The organism is Mesorhizobium sp. KR2-14, from assembly GCF_040049255.1.
Taxonomy (GTDB): domain Bacteria; phylum Pseudomonadota; class Alphaproteobacteria; order Rhizobiales; family Rhizobiaceae; genus Pseudaminobacter.
Genome location: NZ_JBDZDR010000012.1, coordinates 38,607 through 61,739, shown reverse-complemented (window position 1 = coordinate 61,739; position 23,133 = coordinate 38,607). Strand labels below are relative to the sequence as shown.

General features: G+C 61.2%; 19 protein-coding genes and 1 pseudogene. 7 read left to right on the top strand and 13 right to left on the bottom strand.

Going from position 1 to position 23,133, the window contains the following annotated elements:
- Nucleotides 1-184: 184 nt before the first annotated feature.
- Nucleotides 185-454 (bottom strand): annotated as a pseudogene (locus ABLE86_RS21510) (IS3 family transposase); the annotation flags it as partial.
- A gap of 151 nt (nt 455-605) precedes the next feature.
- On the opposite strand from ABLE86_RS21510, the gene ABLE86_RS21505 reads away from it, so the two are divergent.
- Entirely contained in the window at nt 606-791 is a 186-nt protein-coding gene (locus ABLE86_RS21505) for a nuclease (RefSeq protein WP_348781039.1), read from the top strand.
- Nucleotides 792-1,824: 1,033 nt separating this feature from the next.
- Here ABLE86_RS21505 and ABLE86_RS21500 read toward each other — a convergent pair.
- The 5 genes from ABLE86_RS21500 to ABLE86_RS21480 all read right to left on the bottom strand — a co-directional run bounded on the left by ABLE86_RS21500 (nt 1,825) and on the right by ABLE86_RS21480 (nt 7,252).
- The gene (locus ABLE86_RS21500; RefSeq protein ID WP_348781038.1) at nt 1,825-2,583 is read right to left on the bottom strand and encodes an amino acid ABC transporter ATP-binding protein; all 759 of its coding nucleotides are present in this window, start codon (nt 2,581-2,583) and stop codon (nt 1,825-1,827) included.
- Between the two features lie 29 nt (nt 2,584-2,612).
- Nucleotides 2,613-3,743, bottom strand: a complete 1,131-nt coding sequence (locus ABLE86_RS21495) for an amino acid ABC transporter permease (RefSeq protein ID WP_348781037.1) — start codon at nt 3,741-3,743, stop codon at nt 2,613-2,615.
- Nucleotides 3,740-4,939 carry an ABC transporter permease subunit gene (locus ABLE86_RS21490; protein ID WP_348781036.1) on the bottom strand — a complete coding sequence of 400 codons (1,200 nt, stop codon included), beginning with the start codon at nt 4,937-4,939 and terminating at the stop codon, nt 3,740-3,742. Before ABLE86_RS21490 ends, ABLE86_RS21495 begins: the two co-directional genes overlap by 4 nt.
- A 68-nt stretch (nt 4,940-5,007) precedes the next feature.
- A complete protein-coding gene (locus ABLE86_RS21485; protein WP_348781035.1) occupies nt 5,008-6,039 on the bottom strand; it encodes a transporter substrate-binding domain-containing protein in 1,032 nt (343 codons plus the stop codon).
- A gap of 313 nt (nt 6,040-6,352) precedes the next feature.
- Nucleotides 6,353-7,252 carry a LysR family transcriptional regulator gene (locus ABLE86_RS21480; protein ID WP_348781034.1) on the bottom strand — a complete coding sequence of 300 codons (900 nt, stop codon included), beginning with the start codon at nt 7,250-7,252 and terminating at the stop codon, nt 6,353-6,355.
- 128 nt (nt 7,253-7,380) lie between these two features.
- On the opposite strand from ABLE86_RS21480, the gene glyA reads away from it, so the two are divergent.
- The 4 genes from glyA to ABLE86_RS21460 all read left to right on the top strand — a co-directional run bounded on the left by glyA (nt 7,381) and on the right by ABLE86_RS21460 (nt 12,368).
- Entirely contained in the window at nt 7,381-8,658 is a 1,278-nt protein-coding gene (gene glyA / locus ABLE86_RS21475) for a serine hydroxymethyltransferase (RefSeq protein ID WP_348781033.1), read from the top strand.
- Nucleotides 8,659-8,802: 144 nt separating this feature from the next.
- Entirely contained in the window at nt 8,803-9,699 is an 897-nt protein-coding gene (gene purU, locus ABLE86_RS21470; protein WP_348781032.1) for a formyltetrahydrofolate deformylase, read from the top strand.
- 75 nt (nt 9,700-9,774) lie between these two features.
- A complete protein-coding gene (locus tag ABLE86_RS21465) occupies nt 9,775-11,025 on the top strand; it encodes a D-amino acid dehydrogenase (RefSeq protein WP_348781031.1) in 1,251 nt (416 codons plus the stop codon).
- 17 nt (nt 11,026-11,042) lie between these two features.
- Nucleotides 11,043-12,368, top strand: coding sequence for a D-serine ammonia-lyase (locus tag ABLE86_RS21460; protein WP_348781030.1), 1,326 nt, complete (start codon nt 11,043-11,045; stop codon nt 12,366-12,368).
- A 540-nt stretch (nt 12,369-12,908) separates the two neighbouring features.
- Here the strand turns inward: ABLE86_RS21460 and ABLE86_RS21455 are convergent.
- The 4 genes from ABLE86_RS21455 to ABLE86_RS21440 form a co-directional block, all read right to left on the bottom strand.
- On the bottom strand, nt 12,909-14,462 hold the full coding sequence (locus ABLE86_RS21455; protein ID WP_348781029.1) for a helix-turn-helix domain-containing protein: 1,554 nt from the start codon (nt 14,460-14,462) through the stop codon (nt 12,909-12,911).
- Nucleotides 14,463-14,613: 151 nt separating this feature from the next.
- Nucleotides 14,614-14,943, bottom strand: coding sequence for a hypothetical protein (locus ABLE86_RS21450; protein ID WP_348781028.1), 330 nt, complete (start codon nt 14,941-14,943; stop codon nt 14,614-14,616).
- Nucleotides 14,944-15,171: 228 nt separating this feature from the next.
- Nucleotides 15,172-15,798: a hypothetical protein gene (locus ABLE86_RS21445; RefSeq protein WP_348781027.1), complete on the bottom strand. Its 627-nt coding sequence runs from the start codon at nt 15,796-15,798 to the stop codon at nt 15,172-15,174.
- Between the two features lie 310 nt (nt 15,799-16,108).
- Nucleotides 16,109-17,218, bottom strand: a complete 1,110-nt coding sequence (locus tag ABLE86_RS21440; protein WP_348781026.1) for a DUF1194 domain-containing protein — start codon at nt 17,216-17,218, stop codon at nt 16,109-16,111.
- A gap of 429 nt (nt 17,219-17,647) precedes the next feature.
- Here ABLE86_RS21440 and ABLE86_RS21435 point away from each other — a divergent pair, with 429 nt between their 5' ends.
- Nucleotides 17,648-18,100, top strand: a complete 453-nt coding sequence (locus tag ABLE86_RS21435) for a hypothetical protein (protein WP_348781025.1) — start codon at nt 17,648-17,650, stop codon at nt 18,098-18,100.
- Nucleotides 18,037-19,473 carry a universal stress protein gene (locus ABLE86_RS21430; RefSeq protein WP_348781024.1) on the top strand — a complete coding sequence of 479 codons (1,437 nt, stop codon included), beginning with the start codon at nt 18,037-18,039 and terminating at the stop codon, nt 19,471-19,473. Before ABLE86_RS21435 ends, ABLE86_RS21430 begins: the two co-directional genes overlap by 64 nt.
- Nucleotides 19,474-19,593: 120 nt before the next feature.
- Here the strand turns inward: ABLE86_RS21430 and ABLE86_RS21425 are convergent, their stop codons facing one another.
- From ABLE86_RS21425 to ABLE86_RS21415, 3 genes are all read right to left on the bottom strand, one after another.
- Nucleotides 19,594-20,295, bottom strand: coding sequence for a VIT family protein (locus ABLE86_RS21425; RefSeq protein ID WP_348781042.1), 702 nt, complete (start codon nt 20,293-20,295; stop codon nt 19,594-19,596).
- A gap of 167 nt (nt 20,296-20,462) precedes the next feature.
- Nucleotides 20,463-22,202, bottom strand: coding sequence for a sulfate permease (sulP, locus tag ABLE86_RS21420; protein ID WP_348781023.1), 1,740 nt, complete (start codon nt 22,200-22,202; stop codon nt 20,463-20,465).
- A gap of 30 nt (nt 22,203-22,232) precedes the next feature.
- Nucleotides 22,233-23,129: an MBL fold metallo-hydrolase gene (locus ABLE86_RS21415; protein ID WP_348781022.1), complete on the bottom strand. Its 897-nt coding sequence runs from the start codon at nt 23,127-23,129 to the stop codon at nt 22,233-22,235.
- Nucleotides 23,130-23,133 lie beyond the last annotated feature (4 nt).

Here is a 23,133-nt window from a genome sequence, read left to right as displayed (position 1 = left end):
GCGATGCTGTTCGGCTCCGTCCGGCACTTGCCTCGCCAAATCCGACGTCCCTCGACATCCACCACACAAATCTCAGTCTCTTTCTGCGAAACATCCAGGCCTACATATGTCGACATCGCGCTCTCCAATGGCATCATTGACACGAGCACCTTACTCGATGCTCGCATGCCGATTGGGCCATGTCGTTCACGACATGGCCCAATCGCCTGAGCAGGACGTGCAGACGCCGATAGCCGAAGCGCCGGCGCTCGCGCGCGATCTTTCGCATCCGCTTCCGAAGCGCGCGATCATCGGGCCGCGTGGTCTCGTAGCGCACCGTCATGCGGCAACAGCCGATGGCTTTACACGCCCGCCGTTCACTCATCCCGAAGGCAGACTTCAGATGCGCGACAGCGTTCCGCCTGGCTGCGGGCGTCACCACGGCCAAACGTTACAGAAGGTCGGCTCGCGGAGCCGTGCGGGGAGGGCAACGCTGTTGCGCATGACGGGCAGTGTTCAGCGGGGCAGAATGGATTCCGAGACGGTTTTCCGCCGGAGCGTGCCCTGATCGCCGGCTGACATGCCTTGGGCGGGCTTGGGAGATGGTTTTCCGGTTTCGCCAAACCATGAAGGTCGCGCCCCATCCTGACGCACAGGACATCAAGGGCAACATTTCGGCCAAAGGCAAGCGCATCTACCGTGTGCCGGGACAGAAGTGTTACTGCCGGACGCGGATCTCCAAGAACAAGGGCGAGCGCTGGTTTTGCTCGGAAGAGGAAGCGCGCCAAGGGTGGCGCAACGCTCGCCGCTAACGAGATCGCTGGCCGCGACAGGCGACGGGTAGTCGCCAACCGCTGCCGCGTTGATCAAAAGCGGTGAATCGGCGGGCCCCCGGCCGTCACAGGGTGGCGGCGAGGCCAACTCGATGGAATGGCTGACGGCGTCGATAAAGAGAACGGACCCTGGCCGATGCGGTCGTGCGGCTCCCGCAAAGTTTGCTGGCGGCTGCCTTGAGGCAGAAAGAGGTAGCGCGCTGTCTCCATGCCAACCCGCGCTGGACCGTCCCGAGCGTTTCAGCGGTCTTTAGCGACGAAATGCCCGCCGAACTTGCACGAACGGCGGGCTCAAGGCTTGTCACGAAGAATGTGCGTCCTCAGCCCTGGCGTCCTCGGCCCAGCCTATTTCCGCGAAATGGCGGCGCTGCTCGCCAACGGCGCTTCAGATCCCGCGACAATGAAGGAAACGATGCGGCGCATGGGCTGGTTCCGCCATCGCGGCTTAGGCCCATGCGACCGTGAGCAAGATGTCAGCCCCGGAGACCCCGAGGTCAGGCACTCCTTTGGCTAAGACGAACAGAGGTTCCACGGTGTTAATCTAAGGCAGCTTACAGCAATATGCAGCACGAAACCGGACGGTCTGCTAGCGTGCCCTAAACTGAGAGTCCGCAACGCGCCCGAAGTCGGTCATACACAGAAACTTTGCCTCCGCCTGGAAGCAGACGTCACGGGTGACCAGCTGGAGGTCATGGTCGCGCCACTTCCGGACATTTCTTTCGCGTCTCCTATGCGGACGCTCCTCAAACAGCTGGATTCAACTTGAAGTTCATTTTCGCAAACGCTCTATCCGCGACAATCGAAAAATAGTCCCGGCTGTCCTTGTCCAAGACGGTTACTTTAGCGAAGAGGACGGGCGTGTCCTCGACGTTGGAGGATGACCTTTCTTCTGGATCGCATTGGAGCAATCGCGTATTGCCAAGCCGTTACCGGCCAGGCACCCATGCGTCGCAGCAGTCCTGAACTTTAGCGCGAAGTTATCCGGACAGAAGTCAACCTGACATCTCCGCACTTAATGCTTAAGCACGCGGCTGAGGAACGACTGCGCGCGTTCGTTCTTGGGCTGGGTGAAGAACTCGTCCGGCTTGGCTATCTCCAGGATCGCGCCCTGGTCGATATAGACGATGCGGTCTGCAACCTCGCGCGCGAAGCCCATTTCGTGGGTAACGATCATCATGGTTATGCCGTCGGCCGCAAGTTTGCGCATGACGTCAAGCACTTCGCCGACCATCTCCGGATCGAGCGCGGAGGTCGGCTCGTCGAACAGCATCAGATGAGGTTGCATCGCCAGCGACCGGGCGATTGCGACTCGCTGCTGCTGGCCGCCGGAGAGCTGAGCCGGATATTTGTGCGCATGAGCGGTCAGGCCGACCTGTTCGAGCAGGCTGCGGGCGGTCGCCTCGGCTTCCGCCTTCGACTTCTTGCGCACGCGCATCGGCGCGATCGTGATGTTCTCCAGCACCGTCTTGTGCGGAAAGAGGTTGAACTGCTGGAAGACCATGCCCACGCCCTTGCGGATGGCGGCGAGTTCGCGCTCACCGCCGAGCTTGCGATCCTCTTCCACCGGCATCTGGAAGCCGTCGACCCGCAGGCTGCCGTTCTGGTACATCTCGAGGCCGTTCACGCAGCGGATCAGGGTGGACTTGCCGGAACCGCTCGCACCGAGCACCACCACAACTTCGCCGCGCGCGACGGAAAGGTCGATGTCCTTCAGCACGTGATGCGTGCCGTAGAACTTGTTCAGACCTTTCATTTCAACGATGGCGTTCATTGAATTGACTCCATTGGGGTTGAGGCCGCTCATCGGGTGCCTCTTGCAAGATGGGCTTCGAGCTTGCGGGCCACAAACGTGATCAGCGAACCTACGAGGAAATACGCCACGAACAGGAACGAGTAGACCTCGTAGGTGCGGTCACCATACTGAGGATTGGCGAGGATCATCTGTCCGGCCCGAAGGAAATCCGTGAGCCCGATGATGAACACCAGCGGCGCTGCGTTGAAGATATCCAGCACGTTGCCCACCAGCGGCGGCACCACCACCCGGATCGCCTGCGGAAGGACGATGTAGCGGTTGATGTCCAGCTCGCTCATGCCGAGCGAGCGCGCGGCTTCGGTCTGGCCGCGAGGCACCGCCTGCAGGCCGGAGCGCACATATTCGGCGACATAGGCGGAATAGAACACGGTGAAGCCGATCATGCCACGGGCAACGTCCGCCAGGCCCCATTGGGGCGCCAGCACCGGCATCAGGATCCAGATCCAGTAGACGACCAGGATCAGCGGCACAGAGCGCATGACCTCGATATAGGCGGTGCAGATCAACCGCACGCTGGACAGGCGGCTACGACGCCCGAATGCCAGCAGGATGCCGATCGGCAGCGTCACGATGGACGTCACCAGAGTGATGAGCACGCTCAGCAGCAGGCCGCCCCAGAGGCCGACGCCGGGCGGGGCCAGCACCGCGAATATTGCGATGAGGCCGACGAAGCTTGCCGGCACCAGCGCGCGCCTGACGGGGGGGTAGTGAGACGTGAGTATCCACCCGCCGACCGAAATCGCGATCGTGGCGAAGAGGAACATCGAGTTCGTGAAATCGCCTTCGGCCGTCAGGAACAGCACCGCGAGGAGGGCGATCGCCACAAATGCGGCATGGCGGCGCCGGAAGGCAAAGACACAGCCGAGTGCGGCGCCCAGCAGCGCGCCGACGATGATCACGGTGGTCCATGCACGCCAGGCCTGGTCGGCGGGATAGATGCCGATCATCAACACGCGCAGGCTTTGCGGGATGATGTCCCACTGCGCCTTCGTCAGAACCCATGCGACCGCCTGATAAATGAACCAGAGGCCGCACGGGATCACGATCAGCGACAGCAGTGCGTCAAACGGCTTTCCGAAGAGGTTATGCCGGGACCATTTCAACGATTTGGCGATCATCGCGCAGCCCCCTGGCCGGTGAGACGTTTGTCGGCCCAGGAGACGAGCGCACTGATGATCCAGCTCAGGATCAGATAGGAAACCATGACGATGATGATGCCCTCAAGGCTATGGCCGGTCTGGTTTGCGATGGTTCCGTAGATGTTGAAGAGTTCCGGATAGCCGATCGCAATTCCAAGCGCGGTGTTCTTGGTCAGGCTGATGTACTGGTTGCCGAAGGAGGGCAGCACGACGCGGAAGACCTGCGGGAGAATGATGTCGTTCACGGTGTGGTGCCGGCTCATTCCAAGAGAGGCTGCGGCCTCCCACTGGCCCTTTGGCAGCGCGTCGATGGCGCCGCGCACGATCTCGGCGATGTAGGCCGCGCTGTTGACGACGACCGCCAGCAGCAAGGCCGCCATTTCGGGGCTTATGCTTGTGCCGCCATGGGCCTGGAACTTCGAGGCGATCGGATAGTCGAGTACAACCGCGCCGGTGGCCAGCATGAGGCAGAACAGCGCCAGCGCCGAAGCCGCGCAAATCCACCGCAGCTTCACGCTGAAAATCGCTCCTGCGGCGGTAACCAGGGCTGCGGCCAGTAGTGCAAGCGCCACCCAGGAACCTTCACCCGCCCAGACGGGAACCGGAAAATAGAGCCCCTGCTGGCTGATGATGATGCCGCCATAGAGCTTGGCTGCGGCAGCCAGCGGCGGAAAATGCAGGACTACGGCGAAATACCAGAAGACGAGCTGGATCAGCAGCGGCGTGTTGCGGACGAACTCGACGCACCAGAACGAAATGTTGCGCACCACCCAGTTGGTGGAGAGGCGGCCGACGCCAAGGAGCGTTCCGAGCACCGTGCTCAGCACAATGGCGAGAATGGCGATCTTGATCGTGTTTACGAGGCCGCTGACAAAGGCCTGCGCGACTGAAAGGTCCGCGGTGAAATCGGAGAAACCGGGCCAGAAGCTTCCGTCGAAGACAAAGGTCTTGCCTTCGCTGATGTCGAAGCCGGCGGCGTCCAGGAGGAACGAGAAGCTGAACTTGATGCCGTGTCTTGCCAGACCTTCTTTGACGGCAACGGCAAAGACTGCGACCAATCCGATGGCTGCAGCGATGATAGCGAGCTGAATGGCTTCGTGCCTGAGCCGATTGCGCCGCCGCCGCGAACCATCATTTGCGGGGAGATGGTACGCATCCGTTTGTTCAATGGTCATATCGAAGTACCAAACGCTTTCTCAGAGTCGCTGAGGCGGAAGTTCCGCCTCAGCGAGCATGTGTTGGATCAGTTCCAGAGGGGCGAGTAGATCGCGCCGCCCTGCGTCCAAAGCGCGTTCGGGGTGCCCTTGCGGTCCAGATACATGCTGGTGTTCGGGCCGAGGTTGCGATCGTAGATTTCGCCGTAGTTGCCGACGGCCTTCACTGCCTGGGCGACGAAATCTTCCGGAAGGCCGAAGTCCTTGCCGTAGCCGGCGCCCACGCCGAGGAACTTCTGGACGAACGGATCTTCGCTCTTCAGCTGTTCATCGAGGTTTGCCTGGGTGATGCCGGACTCTTCTGCCTGGAACAGGCCGAAGCTGATCCAGCGCAGCGCGTTGCGCCACTTGGAGTCGTTGGCGGCGACGAAACCGGCAAACGGCGACTTGTCGAGCGTGTCGGGGAGGATCACGTAGTCGGCCGGGTTCGGCGAGTTGCCGGCCCAGGCGGCGAGTGCCGACTTGTCGGTGCTCATCGCGTTGCAGCGGCCCGAGTTCAGGGCTGCGAACAGCTTCTCGAGGTTCTCATAGGTCAGAACCTTGGAGTTCTTCCAGCCGCGTGCCTTGAAGGCGCCGGTCAGAACCGTCTCGGTGGCGGAGCCCTGCGTCGTGCAGATGGTGGCGCCGTCGAGATCGGCGAACTCCGTCACGCCGCTGTCGGCCTTCACCATGATGCCAGTGCCGTCGTAGAAGTTGATCGGCAGGAAGTCGATCGCAATCGACGACTCGCGCGCCGGCTTCATGGTGGTGTGCGCGAAAACGACGTCGACCTGGTTGGTCAGCACGGCATCGAAGCGGCTCTTGTCGGTGACGGTGACGAACTTGACCTTCGAGGCGTCGCCCAGGACCGCAGCGGCGACGGCCTTGCAGAAATCGACGTCCAGGCCTTCCATCTGGCCCGTCGTGGTGTTCAGATAGCCAAAGCCCGGCGCAGTATTGTCGGTGCCGCAGTTCAGCGTCCCGCGCTGCTTGACGGTATCCAGCACCGACGCCGACGCCTGGGTGGCGGCAAAGGCAAGCCCGGCAAACGCGCCGGCCGCCAGGATTTTCATAAGTTTCATCGCATTCCTTCCCATATGACGAAAATGTGCGTGGACACGCAGTATGGCTGCATCGTGGCGTAGAATTGAAAGGCGATAGGCAACGGCGGCCATCAGCCGTTCTTGAAGCAAGCGGCTTCCGCCATCTGGCCTATTTTCGCTGTTGAGGTTCCTCCCGCAAGCGCGCCCATCAATCGACCGCCGCAGGATAGAAATGCGGTATATTCAGGTCTACTTAATTCTCCTTGACTTACAGTTTAGAAAATATGGGCAATCGCCGTGGGGCCACCGCGAGCCGAAAGCCAACTGGCGCGTTGACTGCCTTGCCTTTGCGTCAATTCAGGGGCCTGGCCCGACCTTCGATCTGCGCAATAAAGGCCTGCAGGGCAGGGCTGCGCTTTTCGCCTTTGCGGAACGCCAGCGAGATCTTGCGCCGGATTTCGGGCACGACCTTGCAGACCCATACGTCCTCGAGATCGTTGCTTGCGCGCAGCCCGGGCAGCATGGAGATGCCGTAGTTCTCGCGGATGAGCGCAATGGTGACCTCAAATCCCTTGCAGCGCGCCACGATGTGCGGGTTAAAACCCGCCGCCTGGCAGGCATCGGTCAGCATCCGCGTATAGGTCGACGAAGCCGTGTCGATCGCCCAGCGTTCGTTCCGCAGTTCCTGCAGGGTCACGGTAGGCCGCTCAGCGAGGTGGTGGTCTTTGGACACCATCACATTGAAGATGTCTTCCATGAGCGGGATGGTTTCGAGATTTGGGTCCAGCGCGCCCGGCGGCACGTTCAGATCGTCGATGATCGCCACGTCGGTCTGCCAGCTGCGCAGTGCGGCAAGGCTCTCGGCCGGTTCCATCTCGTCGAACTGGACGATCAGTCGGGGATGCAGCTGAAGCAACTCGCGCACGGTGCCCGGTATCAGCGCCGCGGCAACGGAGGGGAACGCCGCCACGCGCAATTCGCCGGCAATTACCTTCTTCAGTTCGGCAATGTCGGCGCGCGCCGATTCCAGTTCGGCAAGAATGCGCTCGGCGCGTTCGACGAGCTGCTGGCCGGCCAGCGTCAGGCTGACCCCGCGGCCGCGGCGCTCGATCAGGTCAATGCCGACCTCTTCTTCCAGAAGGGCAAGTTGCTGCGACACGGCCGAGGGCGAGACGTAGAGCGCCTCGGCCACCGCCGCCATGGTCTTGCGGATCGACAATTCGCGTAGGGCGCGCAGCCGGGCGAGATCCATCTTCAGTCTCCATTCTGCGCAAAATCATTAGCAAATCAGAGCGCATATGCAAAGATTATTAACTTTTTCTGGATCAAGGAACTCACTAGGGTTCTCTCAATACCTTCAAGCGGTATCCGGAGATAACCATGACCGTTCATACGAAAAACCATTTTAACGCCTCGGTTGCCGAGCGCGACCCGCTCATTGCCCAGGCGCTGGATGGCGAGAGGAAGCGCCAGCAGAGCCAGATCGAGCTCATCGCGTCCGAAAACATCGTCAGCCGCGCGGTTCTGGATGCTCTCGGCCACGAGATGACCAACAAGACCCTCGAGGGCTATCCCGGCAACCGTTTCCACGGTGGCGGCGAGTTCGTCGACATCGTCGAGCAGGCTGCGATCGACCGTGCCAAGGAGCTGTTCAAGTGCGGCTACGCCAACGTCCAGCCGCATTCGGGAACCCAGGCAAACCTGGCCGTCTTTTATCTGCTGCTGAAGCCGGGCGACAAGGTGTTGTCGCTTGATCTGGCCGCCGGTGGCCATCTGTCGCACGGAATGAAGGCCAATCTCTCCGGCCGCTGGTTCGAGGCGCACAACTACGGCGTGAACCCGGAAACCGAGGTGATCGACTACGACGAGATGGAGCGCGTGGCGATGGAAGTCCGTCCCACCCTGCTGATCACCGGTGGCTCGGCCTATCCGCGCGAGCTGGATTTCGAGCGCATGGGCCAGATCGCCAAGAAGGTCGGCGCGTGGTTCCTGGTCGACATGGCCCACATTGCGGGTCTGGTTGCCGGCGGCGTGCATCCCTCGCCGTTCCCGCATGCCGATATCGTCACCTGCACTACGACCAAGACGCTGCGCGGCCCGCGTGGCGGCCTGATCCTGACCAACAACGAAGACTGGTATAAGAAGCTGCAGTCGGCCGTCTTCCCCGGCGTGCAGGGCTCGCTCCACAGCCAGGTTCTCGCCGCGAAGGCGATCTGCCTTGGCGAAGCGCTGCAGGACGACTTCAAGGTCTATGCAGCCCAGGTCAAGGCGAACGCCAAGGTGCTGGCCGAGACGCTGTCGAATCGCGGCATCCGCATCGTTTCGGGCGGTACGGACACGCACATCGTGCTGATCGACCTGTCGACCAAGGGGCTCATCGGAAAGCAGGCGGAAGTCGTGCTGGCGCGCGCCAACATCACCTCCAACAAGAACCCGATCCCGAACGACAGCCCGCGTCCGCCGGAATGGGTCGGCATGCGCCTTGGCGTCTCGGCTGCGACCACCCGCGGCATGAAGGAAGACGAGTTCCGCACGCTCGGCAACGTCATCGCCGATCTCATCGAGGCGGAAGCGGCCGGGAATGCCGATGCCGTGGTTGAAGCTTCGAAGGCAAAGGTTACCCAGCTTGCCGAGGCGTTCCCGATCTACGGGAACTGACCGCCCCGGGCTGTAGCCGGATCACCGAGAATGCCGCGCCTCGCGCGCGGCATTCGCCACGCCTGCTGGCCAACAAGCCGACAGCTTTCAGCCGCCAGCACTGCGTGCCGCTGCCTGAACGGCACCCGATAAGGAATATCGTCCATGTCCAGCCAGAACCCCCGCTTTGCACTGCGCGTCACATGCCCTTCGATCCGCGGCGTGACTGCCGCGATTGCCTCCTACCTGGCCGAGAACGGCTGCAACATCTCCGACAGCGCCCAGTTCGACGACGCCGCCACTGGCCGCTATTTCATGCGCGTCAGCTTCCAGTCCGAAGAGGGGCGGACGCTGGAGCAACTGCGCGAGGGTTTTGCGCCGCTCGCGCAGAAGTACCAGGCGGAAGCGGAATTCTTCGACGAAATGGCCAAGCGCAAGGTGCTGCTGATGGTCTCGCGCTTCGGGCACTGCCTCAATGATCTCCTGTATCGGTGGCGCATCGGCGCTCTGCCCATCGACATCGTCGGCGTTATCTCCAACCACATGGACTATCAGCGGATCGTGGTGAACCACGACATTCCGTTCCACTGCATCAAGGTGACCAAGGACAACAAGCCCGAGGCCGAAGCTGCGCAGATGCGCATTGTCGAGGAATCGGGGGCCGAACTCATCGTGCTCGCCCGGTACATGCAGGTTCTTTCGGACGAGATGTGCCGGAAAATGTCCGGCCGAATTATCAATATCCACCATTCCTTCCTGCCCAGTTTCAAGGGCGCCAACCCCTACAAGCAGGCCTTCGAGCGCGGCGTGAAGCTGATCGGGGCAACCTCCCACTACGTGACCGCCGATCTCGATGAAGGTCCGATCATCGAGCAGGACACGGTACGCGTCACCCACGCACAAAGCGCCGACGACTATGTGAGCCTCGGACGCGACGTGGAAAGCCAGGTTCTGGCGCGCGCGATCCATGCGCATATTCACGGCCGTGTGTTCCTCAACGGCGACAAGACTGTCGTCTTCCCGCCGTCGCCCGGTTCATACGCTTCGGAGCGGATGGGCTAGCCTGCGGGGCCAAGGCCCGGCGTCCCGGCAAGCTCGACCCACCGACATCTGCACGGACAGTCCATCGAGGGAATCATGAAAGTCATCGTTCTTGGGGCCGGAGTCATCGGCGTCACGTCCGCTTACCAGCTCGCCAAGGCGGGCCACGAAGTCGTCGTCGTCGACCGCCAGGAAGGGCCGGCACTGGAGACGAGCTTCGCCAATGCGGGCGAGGTCTCCTTTGGTTACTGCTCGCCCTGGGCCGCACCCGGCATTCCGCAGAAGGCCATCAAGTGGACTTTCATGAAGCATGCGCCTCTCATTCTGAGGCCCAAGGCCGATGCGGCCATGCTTTCCTGGCTGATGAGCATGCTGCGCAACTGTACGTCGGAGCGCTACGCCATCAACAAGAGCCGCATGCTTCGGCTCGCCGACTACAGCCGCGTGTCGCTTGCCGCGGTCCGGGAAGAGACCGGCATCGCTTATGACGAGCGGATGCAGGGAACGCTCCAGCTCTTCCGCACCCAGCAGCAGCTCGACGCCTCCGCGAAGGATGTGACGGCGCTTGCCGCCGACGGCATTCCCTATGAGGTGCTCGACCGCGAGGGCTGTATCCGCGTCGAGCCTGCCCTGGCGCATGTGCGCCACAAATTCGTCGGCGGCCTGCTGACGCCGAAGGACGAGACCGGCGACTGCTTCAAGTTCACCACTTCGCTGGCCGACACGGCGGCCGAACTTGGCGTGCAGTTCGTCTATGGCACTGAGGTCAAGAGGCTCGATGTCGAAGGCGGCCGGGTGCGCGGTGTCGTGACCGATCGCGAAATGCTGAAGGCCGATGCCGTGGTCGTCGCGCTCGGCAGCTATTCGCCGTTTCTCCTCAAGCCGCTGGGCATCCAGCTGCCGGTCTACCCGGTCAAGGGCTACTCGCTTACCATCCCGATCACCGATGCGTCCCGCGCGCCGGAATCGACCGTGATGGACGAGACCTACAAGATTGCAATCACGCGTCTCGGCGACCGCATTCGCGTGGGCGGCATGGCGGAAATCTCCGGCTACACGGATGATCTCAGCCTGGCCCGCCGCCGCACGCTCGAGCATTCCGTCACCGATCTATTCCCCGGCGGCGATGCGTCGAAGGCTTCCTTCTGGTCGGGCCTGCGACCGATGACACCGGACGGCACGCCGGTGATCGGCGCCACGAAGATCGCCGGCCTGTTCCTGAACACTGGCCACGGCACGCTTGGCTGGACCATGAGCACCGGTTCGGCGCGGGTCGTCAGCGACCTCGTCAGCGGCCGCAAGCCCGATATCGGCGCAACCGATCTGGCGATCGCCCGCTACGCCTAGAACCCAGGAGAGCAGCCATGACGATCCAGTTGCCGAGCCATGCCATCCGCGCAGATGTACTCGACGCGCGACCGACGCTCTGGGCGAATCCATCTTATCGCCCCGGCGCCGTCAACGACGCGACGCTCCCCGTCCGCCCGGAGCAGGTGAAAGATGCGCAGCGCAATTGGCAGAGGCTCGCCCCGCTCCTGGAAACGTGCTTCCCGGAGCTCAAGGTCAGCGGCGGCGCGATCCGTTCCGAACTGGTGGATCTGGATGATCTGAGCGCCGCTCTCGGCTATGACGGGCCGGCCTTCGGCCGGCAGTTCATCAAGGCAGACGGCGACCTGCCGGTGGCCGGCTCGATCAAGGCGCGGGGAGGGGTGTACGAGGTCTTCACCTTTGCCGAGCAGCTGGCCAAGCGGGAAGGGCTGCTGAAGACGGGCGACGACGTTCGCCGTCTCGCCGAAAGCGATGCGCGCGAGTTCTTCTCCCGCTATACGATCGCAGTTGGCAGCACCGGAAATCTCGGCCTGAGCGTCGGTATCGCGGCGCGCGCGCTTGGGTTCAAGGCAACCGTGCACATGTCGTCCGATGCCAAGGCGTGGAAGGTCGAACGCCTCACCCGCCTCGGCGTGCAGGTCGTCCAGCATCAGGCCGACTATACGACGGCGGTCGAGAACGCCCGCATTGTCGCGGAGAGCGACCCGAGCATCTACTTCGTCGACGACGAGCAGTCCCAGCAGCTTTTCCTTGGATATAGCGTGGCGGCGCTGGAACTAGCCGACCAGCTTCGGGCCCGGGAGATCCCGGTCGACGCGGAGCACCCCCTGTTCATCTATCTGCCCTGTGGCATCGGCGGCGCGCCGGGCGGCGTGGCATTCGGCGCCAAGATGGTGTTCGGCGATCATGTCCATTGCTTCTTCGTTGAGCCGGTGCAGTCGCCTTGCGCGCTTGTCCAGCTCATGACCGCATCGGAAGATCTAGTCTCCGTCTACGACGTCGGGCTGACCAACAAGACCGAAGCCGACGGCATGGCGGTGGCGAGGATGTCGGCATTCGTGGCAACCGTCATGCGCAACATGCTGGCGGGCGTCTTCACCGTCGCCGACGACGACCTGTTCCGCTGGCTATATCTCGCCCACTCCACGCTCGACATGCGCCTCGAGCCCTCGGCAACCGCCTCCTTCGCTGGTCCCGAATTTGTCGTGAACCATCCCGAGGGCAAGAAGTTCTGTGCAGACGTCGGCATCGAAAAGCGTTTGCCCAAGGCCACGCATGTGCTTTGGACAACCGGCGGCTCCTTCGTGCCTGAAGAGCAGTTCGAAGACTTCCTGGCCCACGCGGCGGCATTGCAGCTGTAGCGGAGCAAGCGGTTCGCCGTTTCCTCCTGTGCCCAGCACCGCCTGCAGCGCCAACCTGCGAGGCACACCGCCAATCGGATCGAAAGGCTCAGGGCACGAGCGCTGGTTGCGCTTAACGTCTGGTTTCGGGAAGGAGGAACGACGCAGCAGAGGGGCAGAACGCGACGAAGCCCGCGCCGATCTCGCCGATCTCAATGTCCGCTCTTGAATATCTGCAGCCTAAGCTGCCCGTTCGCTCTCGGCCCCGATTCGGGCAAAGTTTGCCCGGCCGATTTGCGCCCGAAGTCAGCCATAGAGACCGTTCAGCCGCGGCCTCCAAAGCAGAGGCTCCAGGAGCCTTGAGAGACCGTTCAGTGTCATCTCCCGTGACGTGATGCGCTGAGGCTCATGGCGGTATCTCTATCCGCCGCAAACGTCGACGGTGAAGGCGGCGCCGCTGTCGCGCCCGGTTCCACCCCGAGGAAGAAGCTGGAGTGAAATTACGCCAGTCAACCGAGCCCAACAGCTCCACATGCGGCGAACGAAAGCACTTACTAACAGTCAGACGTAAGAAGATACTTTTTCGGACACCACCATTGTCGCAGGTATTGCTGCGCTGACTTCATCTGGAATGATGTCGTCGCCAAAGCGGCGGCGCATATGGCGGGCCAAGCCTACAATCACGTTTTCCTTCGCCTCGCGGGTACGATAAAGGCGTGCGCATATGTAGTAGCTCCAGAGCACCGCTGCGCGGGCATATTTTCGCGGGATAAGTGCGAGGTGAATGCGAACAGGCAAGGACGGCACAGTCTCGTTTGGGCTAGCATATAGAAGCCTGTACGGACCTTTGCTTATCGGGCTTTTGGTCAGCGATTCAAGTTCGCGGTCCTTCGCCTCGAAATTGCCCGAAGCCAACAGAACCTGGCAAATGCATGAAGTAATGTAGCGCTCGAATATAGACCCGGGCTTGCACAAGGGCCGCGCGCGGTGAAGCAATTCAAGCGCGCCATCGAAATCTCCCGCGAAGCCGCGCAAACGCCCAAGTATTGAGAGAGCGTCGGCCAGCGCCGTCGATCTGGCAAACGCCTCCTCCGCGATTTCCAAGGCCAGCACTTGGTGGGCCGGCCCCATGAAACTGAGAACATGTGCCGCAGAAAGCGCATTCTGGGGATCATCCAGCAGGTCGGGCAGAACCTCAAGGATGAGGCCCTCCATATCAGCTTGATCGCGTTCGCGGGGATCCTCGTTGGCCAGAAAGCGCCAACCATCGATGATGTAACCAGTATAGATGTTGACCGCCAGCATCAGTCGCGTGGCGGGGGTTGCATTCCCATTGCGAATTAACTGGCGCAACCGCACATCATTCTTGCGCCAGATAGAAGAAGACGGGAACGCTTCTCCCTTCAGTTTGGCTATTTCGCTGGGCAATCCTGCTGGGCTGTCGTCGGCAAACAACTCACCAGCCTCGACCATTCTAACGGCCAAGGGTGCCGCATCGGGGGCGTCTGGGCCCGGTCGGTCGATCTGGAATTGCCAAAGTGCAGAAAGGTAACTTTCGGCCAAGGAGTTGACGTCGATGTCGTGGCAGCTATCGCGCCGCACATGGATGACCTTTGTGTTCTCCCTGCTTTGGAGAGAAGAAACACAATCCCTTCTGCCGCCAGATACGATGAAAGTCAGATTTAACCGAAAAGTGAAACCAGCTTCGGTTTCATCGGGTCTGACGGACACGACGCGCCCGATGGGCAGTTGCTCCCTGAGGGCCTTCGCTACCTCTTCGGCAAACTCGATGGCGTGGCTGTCAGCGCTCTCCTGCCCGATTGTGACAATGGGGCCCACAACGACGAAGCATTCGGCCAGCGGACCTGTCTGCACGGAATGGGGGCCAACCCAAACGTATCCTTCGCCATACCGAGTGCCGATGAATTTCGGGTTCTTGGCCGAGTCCCGAATCTTGCTTCTAAGTCGATTTATGAAGAAATCGACGTTGCGGTCTGAAGAGTCAGATCCGACCTGTGAAACAGCGTCTAGCAGTTGTTCACGACTTCGCAGCATTCCGGCATGGGCAATCAGATCCGCGAGCAACAGTCGTTCTGCTCGCGTGAACTTAATCATTTTGCCGTCGTCGCCATGAGCATATGAATAGTCTGGCGCGAACGTCAAGTTTTGGTGATTAACACCCACAATTTGCTGACACCGAGCCGGATTTGCCTAGTATATGTATACAGCAAATAAAATGTGGAATCGAGAAAAAATCAATTACATCTCAAACGTCACAATCATCGATCTTGATAGAATTTTGCGACGGAACCCGACCGGCTGCGTCGTCCACAATGACATGATAGTCGAAATCGTCGAGCGGAGGTGCCTCGCCATAGTCCAGCCATCGCACTCTGCGCCCGACACGCTTGATACCGAGTTCACCGAGTGCTGCTTCCGTCATGGAGTTTAGAAGTGCGCGGCTCGCGCGTCTGTCGCGCCATTTCGTCCACCAGCTGACCAGCGTGGACGACCATGCCGTCAGCCGACCGGATGGAACGCGCACATTGCTTGCAACGTCTGCTTTTTGATCCAATCCACTCGAGAACTTCGTCATCGAACCTGCTCCCGCTTTGCTTGAGCGTGAAGAGTTTCGTACGCCTGTCGGTGCCCGAAACTCTTACGAAAGCTGCCGGTCGCCCTTCGGAACATATTTGCTCAAGCGGACATGCCGCAGACGACCCTTTGCAGTCATGGGCACTAGGCGCCGTAAGTGAGCCCTTTACGAACATTCCCAACGCCAAGCTCGTTGTCGTCCTTCAGCCCTTCGCGATCAGGTTACCGGTTACTTTCCGGCAAGGCGCGCCGCCACCGGCCTGACCCAACCATCTGGCGACAGCAGCATCCAGTCGGCCGCAGCCCATATCAGGCAACAGGTCATGAAACTCAGTGACAACAGCAGTTCCTGCATGTTTTCCAGCAGCATAAGCTCCCGCCAGAGCGCAGCCGCACCAACAAGGACCGCTGGCACTCGGCTTACCAGGACCAGATCCTTGCAGATACCGGCAACGCGCAATTGGACAAAGGAACCTTGCCTCGTTGCTGTGCCACCCAAGGCACTGCCGAATTTCCCCGCTGCGTGCAGTAAACCGGCCGAAGCGGCAAGCCACGGATTGCCCATGATGACCAATCCGATCCCGAGAAGGATTGCGCCGATGCCAGAAAGCACATCGCCCTGTTGATTGAGCCTGGGATCGGGTGGTGCACCGTTTGACCAGGCCCTGGTGTAGACGAGGCCGCCCCAGAAAAACACGAACGTGGCGCCGGTTAGCGCAGCCGCCGCCGGACTGCCTACAACATGGGCAATGCCGCGGCCCCACATAGTGGCCCCGTCATCGCGGGAAACATCCGCCGCGAGTGCAACGCCAAGCCCGACGATGAAGCCCAGTGAATTACCCAAATTGTAGAGCATGCCGGGCTCCCGCATGCGGCTCTCGATCCGCTGACGAGCGCTACTATGAGTCACTGGAGCACCGCATGGTCTCATGTAGTAAAGCGGCTAAATATAGCAACTGCTCCTCCACATATTTTATTATCAAAGCATCACACAATGGTCCGCTTCTGGAATACATCATTCGCTATACAACGGTTATTAGTGATTTATTGCTGTTCGAATTTCCGAAAGTCCGAATAATACTTGGTCTTTGTTGCACTCAGGGCTAGGATAGGGATTTGCACGCGACGCACTTTCCCGAACTGAGGCGATGGCCGAGCGGGGCGCCTCATCGAGCCGTTTGTCGAGTGACGTTGCTGGCATATTGCGCGCCTGTGGCGCCGCCGATCTGCCTGTCGCTGATCTCCAGAACAAGCTTGCGCCGAAGCGCCATTGCAAATTCTTCCGGTTTGCTCGGCGCGATCACAAAGGCTCCCACCCCCGTGATGACGTTGTTTTCCAGATATCCCGGCAGGTCATCGGTTATGCCGGGTTCGTCTCGCGAAACCGCAATGCCGTTGACGATGTAGCCGGCCGCGAATGCTTGCGCCCGGCTGTCGATGAGCGGTAGCCCGTCATTGTTGGTGCCGTTCGTGGAAACGTCGATGACCTTGCGCCCCGCGTGGCCGGGGTATCTGCCGAGCAGCAATCTGCCAGCGTCGATGGCGAATGAAAGCGAGGTTCTGCCGCCCCCCCTTCGCTCGATGCCGTCGCTTCCACGTTCAAGGATGAGGCCCGCCGCATCGCTGGCATCTTCGGCGCCGCATAGTCTCGTCCAGGGAAGGATGACGGCCAGCTTCCCAACGCTCGACCATTCGACATAGGAGATCGCGACGCATCCGATCGGACCGCTTGCTATGGCTTTGGCGACCTCGGCGGATCGTAGCGCCTCGGCATGACCGTTGAGCTGCAGCAGAGCCGTACCGGGGTCGATAGAGGAGGACTTGTCTACGGCGAAGACAACCGCCGTGTCCACCGCGTCGCCCTCGGTGGCAAATGCCGCGTCGGGCGAGAACGCTACCGAGTGCAAGGCCACGATTGCGACAGCAAGTGAGCCGCAGAAGGCGCCCCTTTTTCGAGCCGAAAATTTCCGCCCGGCTAAAAATATGCTCAGGGCGGCCGAGCGTGAGCGTACTCCGATGGCGAGGGCCGAGCTTGCCATATGCATGCGAGTGTCTCCGGTTCGTGAAATTGGCTTTGGCTTCAGGGATGGATCGCGTCCGGTCATCGCTAGTCGAAATCGAGCGGTGGCCGGCCCTTTTGACGCTGGTCGCAGCTGAAAGGCGCCCGCATCAGCATCAACAGCCTGATGGCATCGTGAAGCACTTCGGAGATCTCTCTCAGCCAAAAGCGTATCATTTGCGTTCCCTCGTACATGCTGTCTTGCCAATGTTGACATGACTGTACCTTCCGGCAGGAGACTTAAGCTTCGCTCTGCCGAACGCGCGTTGGATATGCTCTTCCAGCGTCTGTGATGGTTATCGGGGGATTGTTGTGAAAATATTTGATCTTGATAAAATCCAGCCCTGCCAGGGAGGAATGAGCCAATTGAGACAGAAGTTGTTCGTCCTTCTTGTTTCGGCCGGATGAATAGCTCCTATGCTCGCTGATCAGTAATGTCTTCGGCTGAGAATAACGGAAAGGACCTTTCAGGTTTGAACTGAAATTTTGCGAACCTTCGAACTGTTTTTTCCTCGTCTGAACGAGGGAATTCAACAAGGCGACATCGTACCCGCCGACGCGCGGCTGACGAAGTCGATCTCGCTTCAGATGAATGAGGCCGCGCTTACCGGCGAGAGCTTTCCCGTTTTGAAGGATCCCCGACGACGTGCTGCTGGGTGATCGCAGCAACATGATCTTCAGCGGAACCGGGGTCACCTATGGTCGCGGCCGGGCAGTTGTAACCGCAACCGGCATGCAGACCGAAATGGGCCGCATTGCCGATTTGCTCGAAACAACGCTGGAGCAGCCGACCCCTCTGCAGGCGGAAATCGATCAGATCGGCCGCCTGCTCGGGGTGATTGTCGCGGCCATTGCGGTCGCGATTTCCGGGACATTGTTGTTCGTCACGGGCCTCACGGGCCTGGAAGCGATCTTCGACATCCTGTTCCTGGGAATAGCTCTCGCCGTGGCCGCCGTTCCCGAGGGGCTTCCTGCGGTCGTGGCCCTGGTGCTTGCAATCGCCATCAAGCGCATGGCCGCGCGAACGTCAGACGAATGGCAGCCGTCGAGACCCTCGGATCGGCCGATGTCATCGCATGTGACAAGACCGGGACGCTGACGCGCAACGAAATGATGGTCCGGCAAGTTGTGACCGCGAGCGGCAGCGTAAGCCTTGACGGCAGCGGCTACATTCCGACGGGCGAAACTCGCAGTGACATCGACGGGCGGCTCGAGGGTCAACTGCGGGCGGAGTTCCTGCGGACACTTATTGCCTCCGACCGCGCCAGCAATGCCGTCCTGCTGGAACAAGGCGCGCGTCCGGCGGCGCGAGGCGACCCGACCGAAGTCGCCCTTCTTGTTGCCGCTCGCAAGGCCGGAGTGGAGGCGGGGAAGCTTGACGCCCGCTTTGAGCGTGCAGGTGAAGTTCCGTTTTCCTCGGAACGGAAATTGATGAGCACGGTCCATGCGGATCGGGAGCGGCAAGACGCGCTACGCGTCTTCACCAAGGGCGCGCCGGAAGTCGTCCTCGAGCGCTGCGCATATGAACTGGTCGGCGAAGGGGTTCGACCTCTGACAGCGGAGCGCAGGGCTGGCATTCTGTCGGCCAACGAGCGCCTGACACATGAGGCATTGCGAACCCTGGGCGTCGCGTTCCGGACCTTGGCGAAAGCTGCGGCCCAGCGGATTGACCACGCCATCGAGCAAGAAATGGTCTTTCTGGGTTTGGTAGGGATGATCGACCCACCGCGAGACGGGGTCAGGGAGTCCGTCGCCCGCGCGCTTGCTGCCGGCATTCGCATCATCACGATTACCGGTGACCACCCGTCAACTGCGGCCGTCATCGCCGGCGAACTGGGGATTGCACATGAAAAGCGCGCGCTGAGCGGCGCAGACATTGAGGCCAGGACCGACCAGGAATTGGCGCAGACGGTTAGGAATCGCGTCCCGGCGCGGCTTCGACGATGGTTGGTACCGAACGGTTGGATTAAGATCAGGTGGGCCGAGAGATCGGCAATCCACCGACCGCAACATGGGAGAGCTGGCATGTATCCGCATATTCTAATAGCGACGGACGGATCGGAGCTTGCATACAAGGGCCTCGAGCAGGGCCTGGCGCTAGCGAGTGCGCTGGGCAGCAGGGTCACGATCATACACGTGACAGAGCCGTATCCCGCCATGGCGCTGCCGGGTTTCGGCTGGCCGAGCACGCCTGACGAAATCGAATCCTACATGCAGCGCAGTGAGAAGTATGGGGCTTACATTCTCTCCTCTGCCAAGGCCAAGGCGGAGCAGATGGGCGTGGCCGCGGAAACCGTCTATGTCGATCAGGCGGGACCGGCCGAAGCCATCATCGAGACGGCAGAAGACTTGCTTTGTGATGCCATCGTCATGGCGTCGAACGGCCGCCGCGGCCTCAGCAAGCTGCTGCTCGGGAGCCAGACTCTTGAGGTGCTGACGAAGACCAAGATTCCTGTCCTGGTGGTGAGGTGACAAACTCATTTCACATCACCGCTCCCGGAACTTTTCTCGTCGATTGTCGCCGAAGGGGGAGGGGCCTTCGTCCGCACTGGCGGACATTCGATGCCGACCGGCTAACGGCCCACCAACCCGTCAGGCGGCGACGGTCCCGAACAGCCAGCCGATGCCGGCAGTCGCTGCCATGGCCGCTGCTCCCCAGAACAGCACACGTCCAGCGCCCACCACGGGGCTCGCACCTCCGGTCTTCGCGCCAACCGCACCAAGTGCGGCGAGGAACACCAGGGATGCGGCAGCCACAGCCGGGATCAGCACGCCGAAAGGGACGGCCAGGGCAACGATCATCGGCAGCGCTGCGCCTGCGGCAAAGGTCAGGGCGGAGGTAATTGCTGCCTGAACCGGCTTGGCGGCAACGACTTCTGAAATGCCCAATTCGTCCCTTGAATGTGCGCCCAGCGCATCTTTCGCCATCAGCTGCTTGGCGACCTGGCGGGCGAGATCCGGGTCGAGACCGCGAGCGACATAGATTTGCGTCAGCTCCTGGAGTTCGCTTTCGGGATCCTCTCGCAACTCCCGCCGCTCCCGCGCAAGGTCGGCCTGTTCGGTGTCCGCTTGGGAGCTGACCGAGACAAACTCGCCTGCCGCCATCGACATCGCACCGGCAACAAGGCTGGCAAGTCCAGCAACCAGAACCTCCGGTTTGCCGCTCGAAGCGGCCGCGACGCCGACGATCAGACTTGCAGTCGAAACGATCCCATCGTTCGCGCCGAGAACCGCCGCACGCAGCCACCCGATCCGCTCGACGAGATGCCGTTCCGGATGCGACAAAGATCTTATCAACTGACCCTCCACAAAGCATGGTTCGACAATTCGAAACCGCGGTGCGAGAAACCGTATCTGTTATTTAGCAGTATTTGGAAACGTCCCACATGCGAGCGCTTCCAGAAGGTGCCCGGACGCGCGACCGGCCTGTCGCTCGGCGGTAGCAACAGAGCCGTTCATTGTCATGCCGGATGATAGATCGGCGCTTGTCCTTTGCCCCGCAATGCAACCACGGCCTCGTACTGGCTGAGGTACACGCTTCCCGTCAGCTGCTGCAGGAAGTCTGACCTCTTCAAGCGATCCATGACCGGACCTTTGATCTCGGAAAGATGGAAGGTTATGCCTGCATCATCGAGGCGATGATTGATTTCCTCGAGGCTTTCCAGCGCGCTGGCGTCAATGGCGTTGACGGCCGGACACATCAGGATGACGTGCCGTACTTTCGGATGGTCGGCGACGAGCGCGGCGATGCGATCTTCGAGGTAGCGGCTGTTGGCGAAATAGAGGCTCTCGTCGACGCGGATCGAAAGGATCGAGGGGTCGGTGAGGACCTTGTGCCGTTCGATGTTGCGGAAATGCTCCGTCCCGGGCACCAGACCGACGACAGCCATGTGGGGTCTGCTGGTGCGGTAAAGATGCAGCCCCAGCGAGAGCAGGACGCCCGAGAGGACGCCGGGCTCCACCCCCAGGAGCAGGGTAACCAGGATGGTTGCCGCCATCGCCGCGAAATCTGCCTTCGAATAGCCGAATACGTTGCGGATTGCCTTGAAATCCACCAGGGACAGCACGGCGACAATGATCGTTGCCGCCAGCGTGGCCTGCGGGAGGCTGGCAAGCAGCGGCGTCAGGTACAAGGTGGCGAGCGCGATGCCGATAGCGGTGAAAATGCCGGCAGCGGGCGTCTCGGCCCCGGCGTCGAAATTGACGACCGACCGGGCAAAGCCGCCGGTAACCGGAAATCCGGAAGAGATCCCTGATGCGATGTTGGCGGCCCCAAGCCCGATCAGCTCCTGGTCAGGCACGATGCGCTGACGCCGTTTGGAGGCAAGCGTCTGGGCCACCGAGACGGACTCGACAAAACCGATTGTGCTGATGAGGAGGGCCGGTCCGGCAAGGGCTGCGACAAGATCCAGCGAAAACGCCGGAATGGCCGGAACAGGAAGGCCCTGCGGGATGGCGCCGACCAGCATGACGCCACGACTTCCAAGATCGAAGGCGGCGGCAATCAGGATCGTTATTGCAACCGTCAGTATCGGAGCGGCCTTGGTGAGAATGTCCGACAACCGGCTGTTGAGGCCGGAGCCGGTCAGAAGCCCCTTCAGTCGAGAGCGCGCAAAATAGAGAAAGGCGATGGCGCCCGTGCCGATAGCGAGCGTGATCGGATTGGCATTGCCGGCGTTGGACAGGAGGCCCCCCAGGATATCGGGCAGCGTGTCTCCTTTGACCGGAACGCCCAGGATATGCTTGAGCTGGCTTGCGGCGATCAACAGCCCCGAAGCGGTGATGAAACCCGAAATTACGGGATGGCTGAGGAAGTTGGCCAGAAATCCCAGTCGGAATACGCCCATAAGCACAAGCATGGCGCCCGACAGCAGGGCGAGCACGATTGCCGCCGTCAGATAGTCGGCGGTGCCCTGCGCTGCGATCTGCCCGATCGCGGAAGCCGTCATCAGGGAGACCACCGCGACCGGACCAACCGCGAGTGCGCGGCTGGTGCCGAAGATCGCATAGGCCACCAGAGGAAGGATCGAGGCATACAGCCCAACTTCCGGCGGCAGGTCCGCGAGCATCGCATAGGCCAGTGACTGGGGGATCAGCATGATGGTGACGATCATTGCCGCCACGAGGTCGCTGGTCAGGACCGAGCGATCATAGGCTTTGCCCCAAGCCAGGATGGGGAGGATTTTCTCGATTCTGACCATGACGATGCTGTCCCCGACCGGGCCAGCCCCTCAGAGGATGTTGACGGGAACCTTCACGTAGGTCTTGCCGCTCTCGTCGGCAGGCGGGAGCCGGCCGGCGCGCATGTTGACCTGGAGCGAAGGGATGATGAGCTTGGGCATGGCGAGGGTCGCGTCACGCGCTTCGCGCATCTTCACGAACTCGTCCTCGCTGATGCCCTTGCCGACATGGATGTTGTGGTCACGCTCTTCGGCGACCGTGGTTTCCCACTGGATGTCGCGCCCGTTCGGCCCGTAGTCGTGGCACATGAAGAGGCGCGTCTGGCCAGGCAATGCCAGGACACGCTGGATCGAGCGATAGAGGGTGCGGGCATCGCCGCCCGGGAAATCGGCGCGGGCCGAGCCGCCGTCGGGCATGAAAAGCGTGTCGCCGACAAAGGCCGCATCACCGACAATGTGGGTCATGCAGGCCGGGGTGTGGCCCGGCGTGTGCAGCACATGGGCGGTCATCGTGCCGATCTGGTAGCTGTCGCCATCCTTGAAGAGCCGGTCGAACTGCGACCCGTCGCGCTGGAACTCGGTGCCTTCGTTGAAGATCTTGCCGAAGGTATTCTGGACGACCGTGATATTCTCGCCGATGCCGAGTTTGCCGCCGAGCTTTGCCTGGATGTAGGGCGCTGCGGACAGATGATCCGCATGGACATGGGTTTCAATCAGCCATTCCAGCTTCCAGCCCCTCTCCTGGATATAGGCGATGATCTTGTCGGCGCCGTCATAGGTGATGCGGCCGGCTGCGTAGTCTATGTCCATCACGGAATCGATCACAGCGCATGCGTTCGATGCCGGGTCCTTGACGATGTAGCTGATCGTGTTGGTCGGTTCGTCGAAGAAAGGAACGACTTCGGGCTTGACGGTGAGGTCGGGCGTGAAGGGAAGCGGTTCGTGCATTGGA

Coding starts and splice junctions, on each gene's coding strand:
- ABLE86_RS21445 (WP_348781027.1), bottom strand. CDS start 15,798: ATGCTCTACAATTTGGGTAATTCACTGGGCTTCATCGTCGGGCTTGGC.
- ABLE86_RS21495 (WP_348781037.1), bottom strand. CDS start 3,743: ATGATCGCCAAATCGTTGAAATGGTCCCGGCATAACCTCTTCGGAAAG.
- ABLE86_RS21450 (WP_348781028.1), bottom strand. CDS start 14,943: ATGACGAAGTTCTCGAGTGGATTGGATCAAAAAGCAGACGTTGCAAGC.
- ABLE86_RS21415 (WP_348781022.1), bottom strand. CDS start 23,129: ATGCACGAACCGCTTCCCTTCACGCCCGACCTCACCGTCAAGCCCGAA.
- sulP (WP_348781023.1), bottom strand. CDS start 22,202: ATGGTCAGAATCGAGAAAATCCTCCCCATCCTGGCTTGGGGCAAAGCC.
- ABLE86_RS21500 (WP_348781038.1), bottom strand. CDS start 2,583: ATGAACGCCATCGTTGAAATGAAAGGTCTGAACAAGTTCTACGGCACG.
- ABLE86_RS21455 (WP_348781029.1), bottom strand. CDS start 14,462: ATGATTAAGTTCACGCGAGCAGAACGACTGTTGCTCGCGGATCTGATT.
- glyA (WP_348781033.1), top strand. CDS start 7,381: ATGACCGTTCATACGAAAAACCATTTTAACGCCTCGGTTGCCGAGCGC.
- ABLE86_RS21440 (WP_348781026.1), bottom strand. CDS start 17,218: ATGTCAACATTGGCAAGACAGCATGTACGAGGGAACGCAAATGATACG.
- ABLE86_RS21480 (WP_348781034.1), bottom strand. CDS start 7,252: ATGGATCTCGCCCGGCTGCGCGCCCTACGCGAATTGTCGATCCGCAAG.
- ABLE86_RS21485 (WP_348781035.1), bottom strand. CDS start 6,039: ATGAAACTTATGAAAATCCTGGCGGCCGGCGCGTTTGCCGGGCTTGCC.
- ABLE86_RS21490 (WP_348781036.1), bottom strand. CDS start 4,939: ATGACCATTGAACAAACGGATGCGTACCATCTCCCCGCAAATGATGGT.
- ABLE86_RS21505 (WP_348781039.1), top strand. CDS start 606: ATGAAGGTCGCGCCCCATCCTGACGCACAGGACATCAAGGGCAACATT.
- ABLE86_RS21430 (WP_348781024.1), top strand. CDS start 18,037: ATGGCAGCCGTCGAGACCCTCGGATCGGCCGATGTCATCGCATGTGAC.
- ABLE86_RS21465 (WP_348781031.1), top strand. CDS start 9,775: ATGAAAGTCATCGTTCTTGGGGCCGGAGTCATCGGCGTCACGTCCGCT.
- ABLE86_RS21460 (WP_348781030.1), top strand. CDS start 11,043: ATGACGATCCAGTTGCCGAGCCATGCCATCCGCGCAGATGTACTCGAC.
- purU (WP_348781032.1), top strand. CDS start 8,803: ATGTCCAGCCAGAACCCCCGCTTTGCACTGCGCGTCACATGCCCTTCG.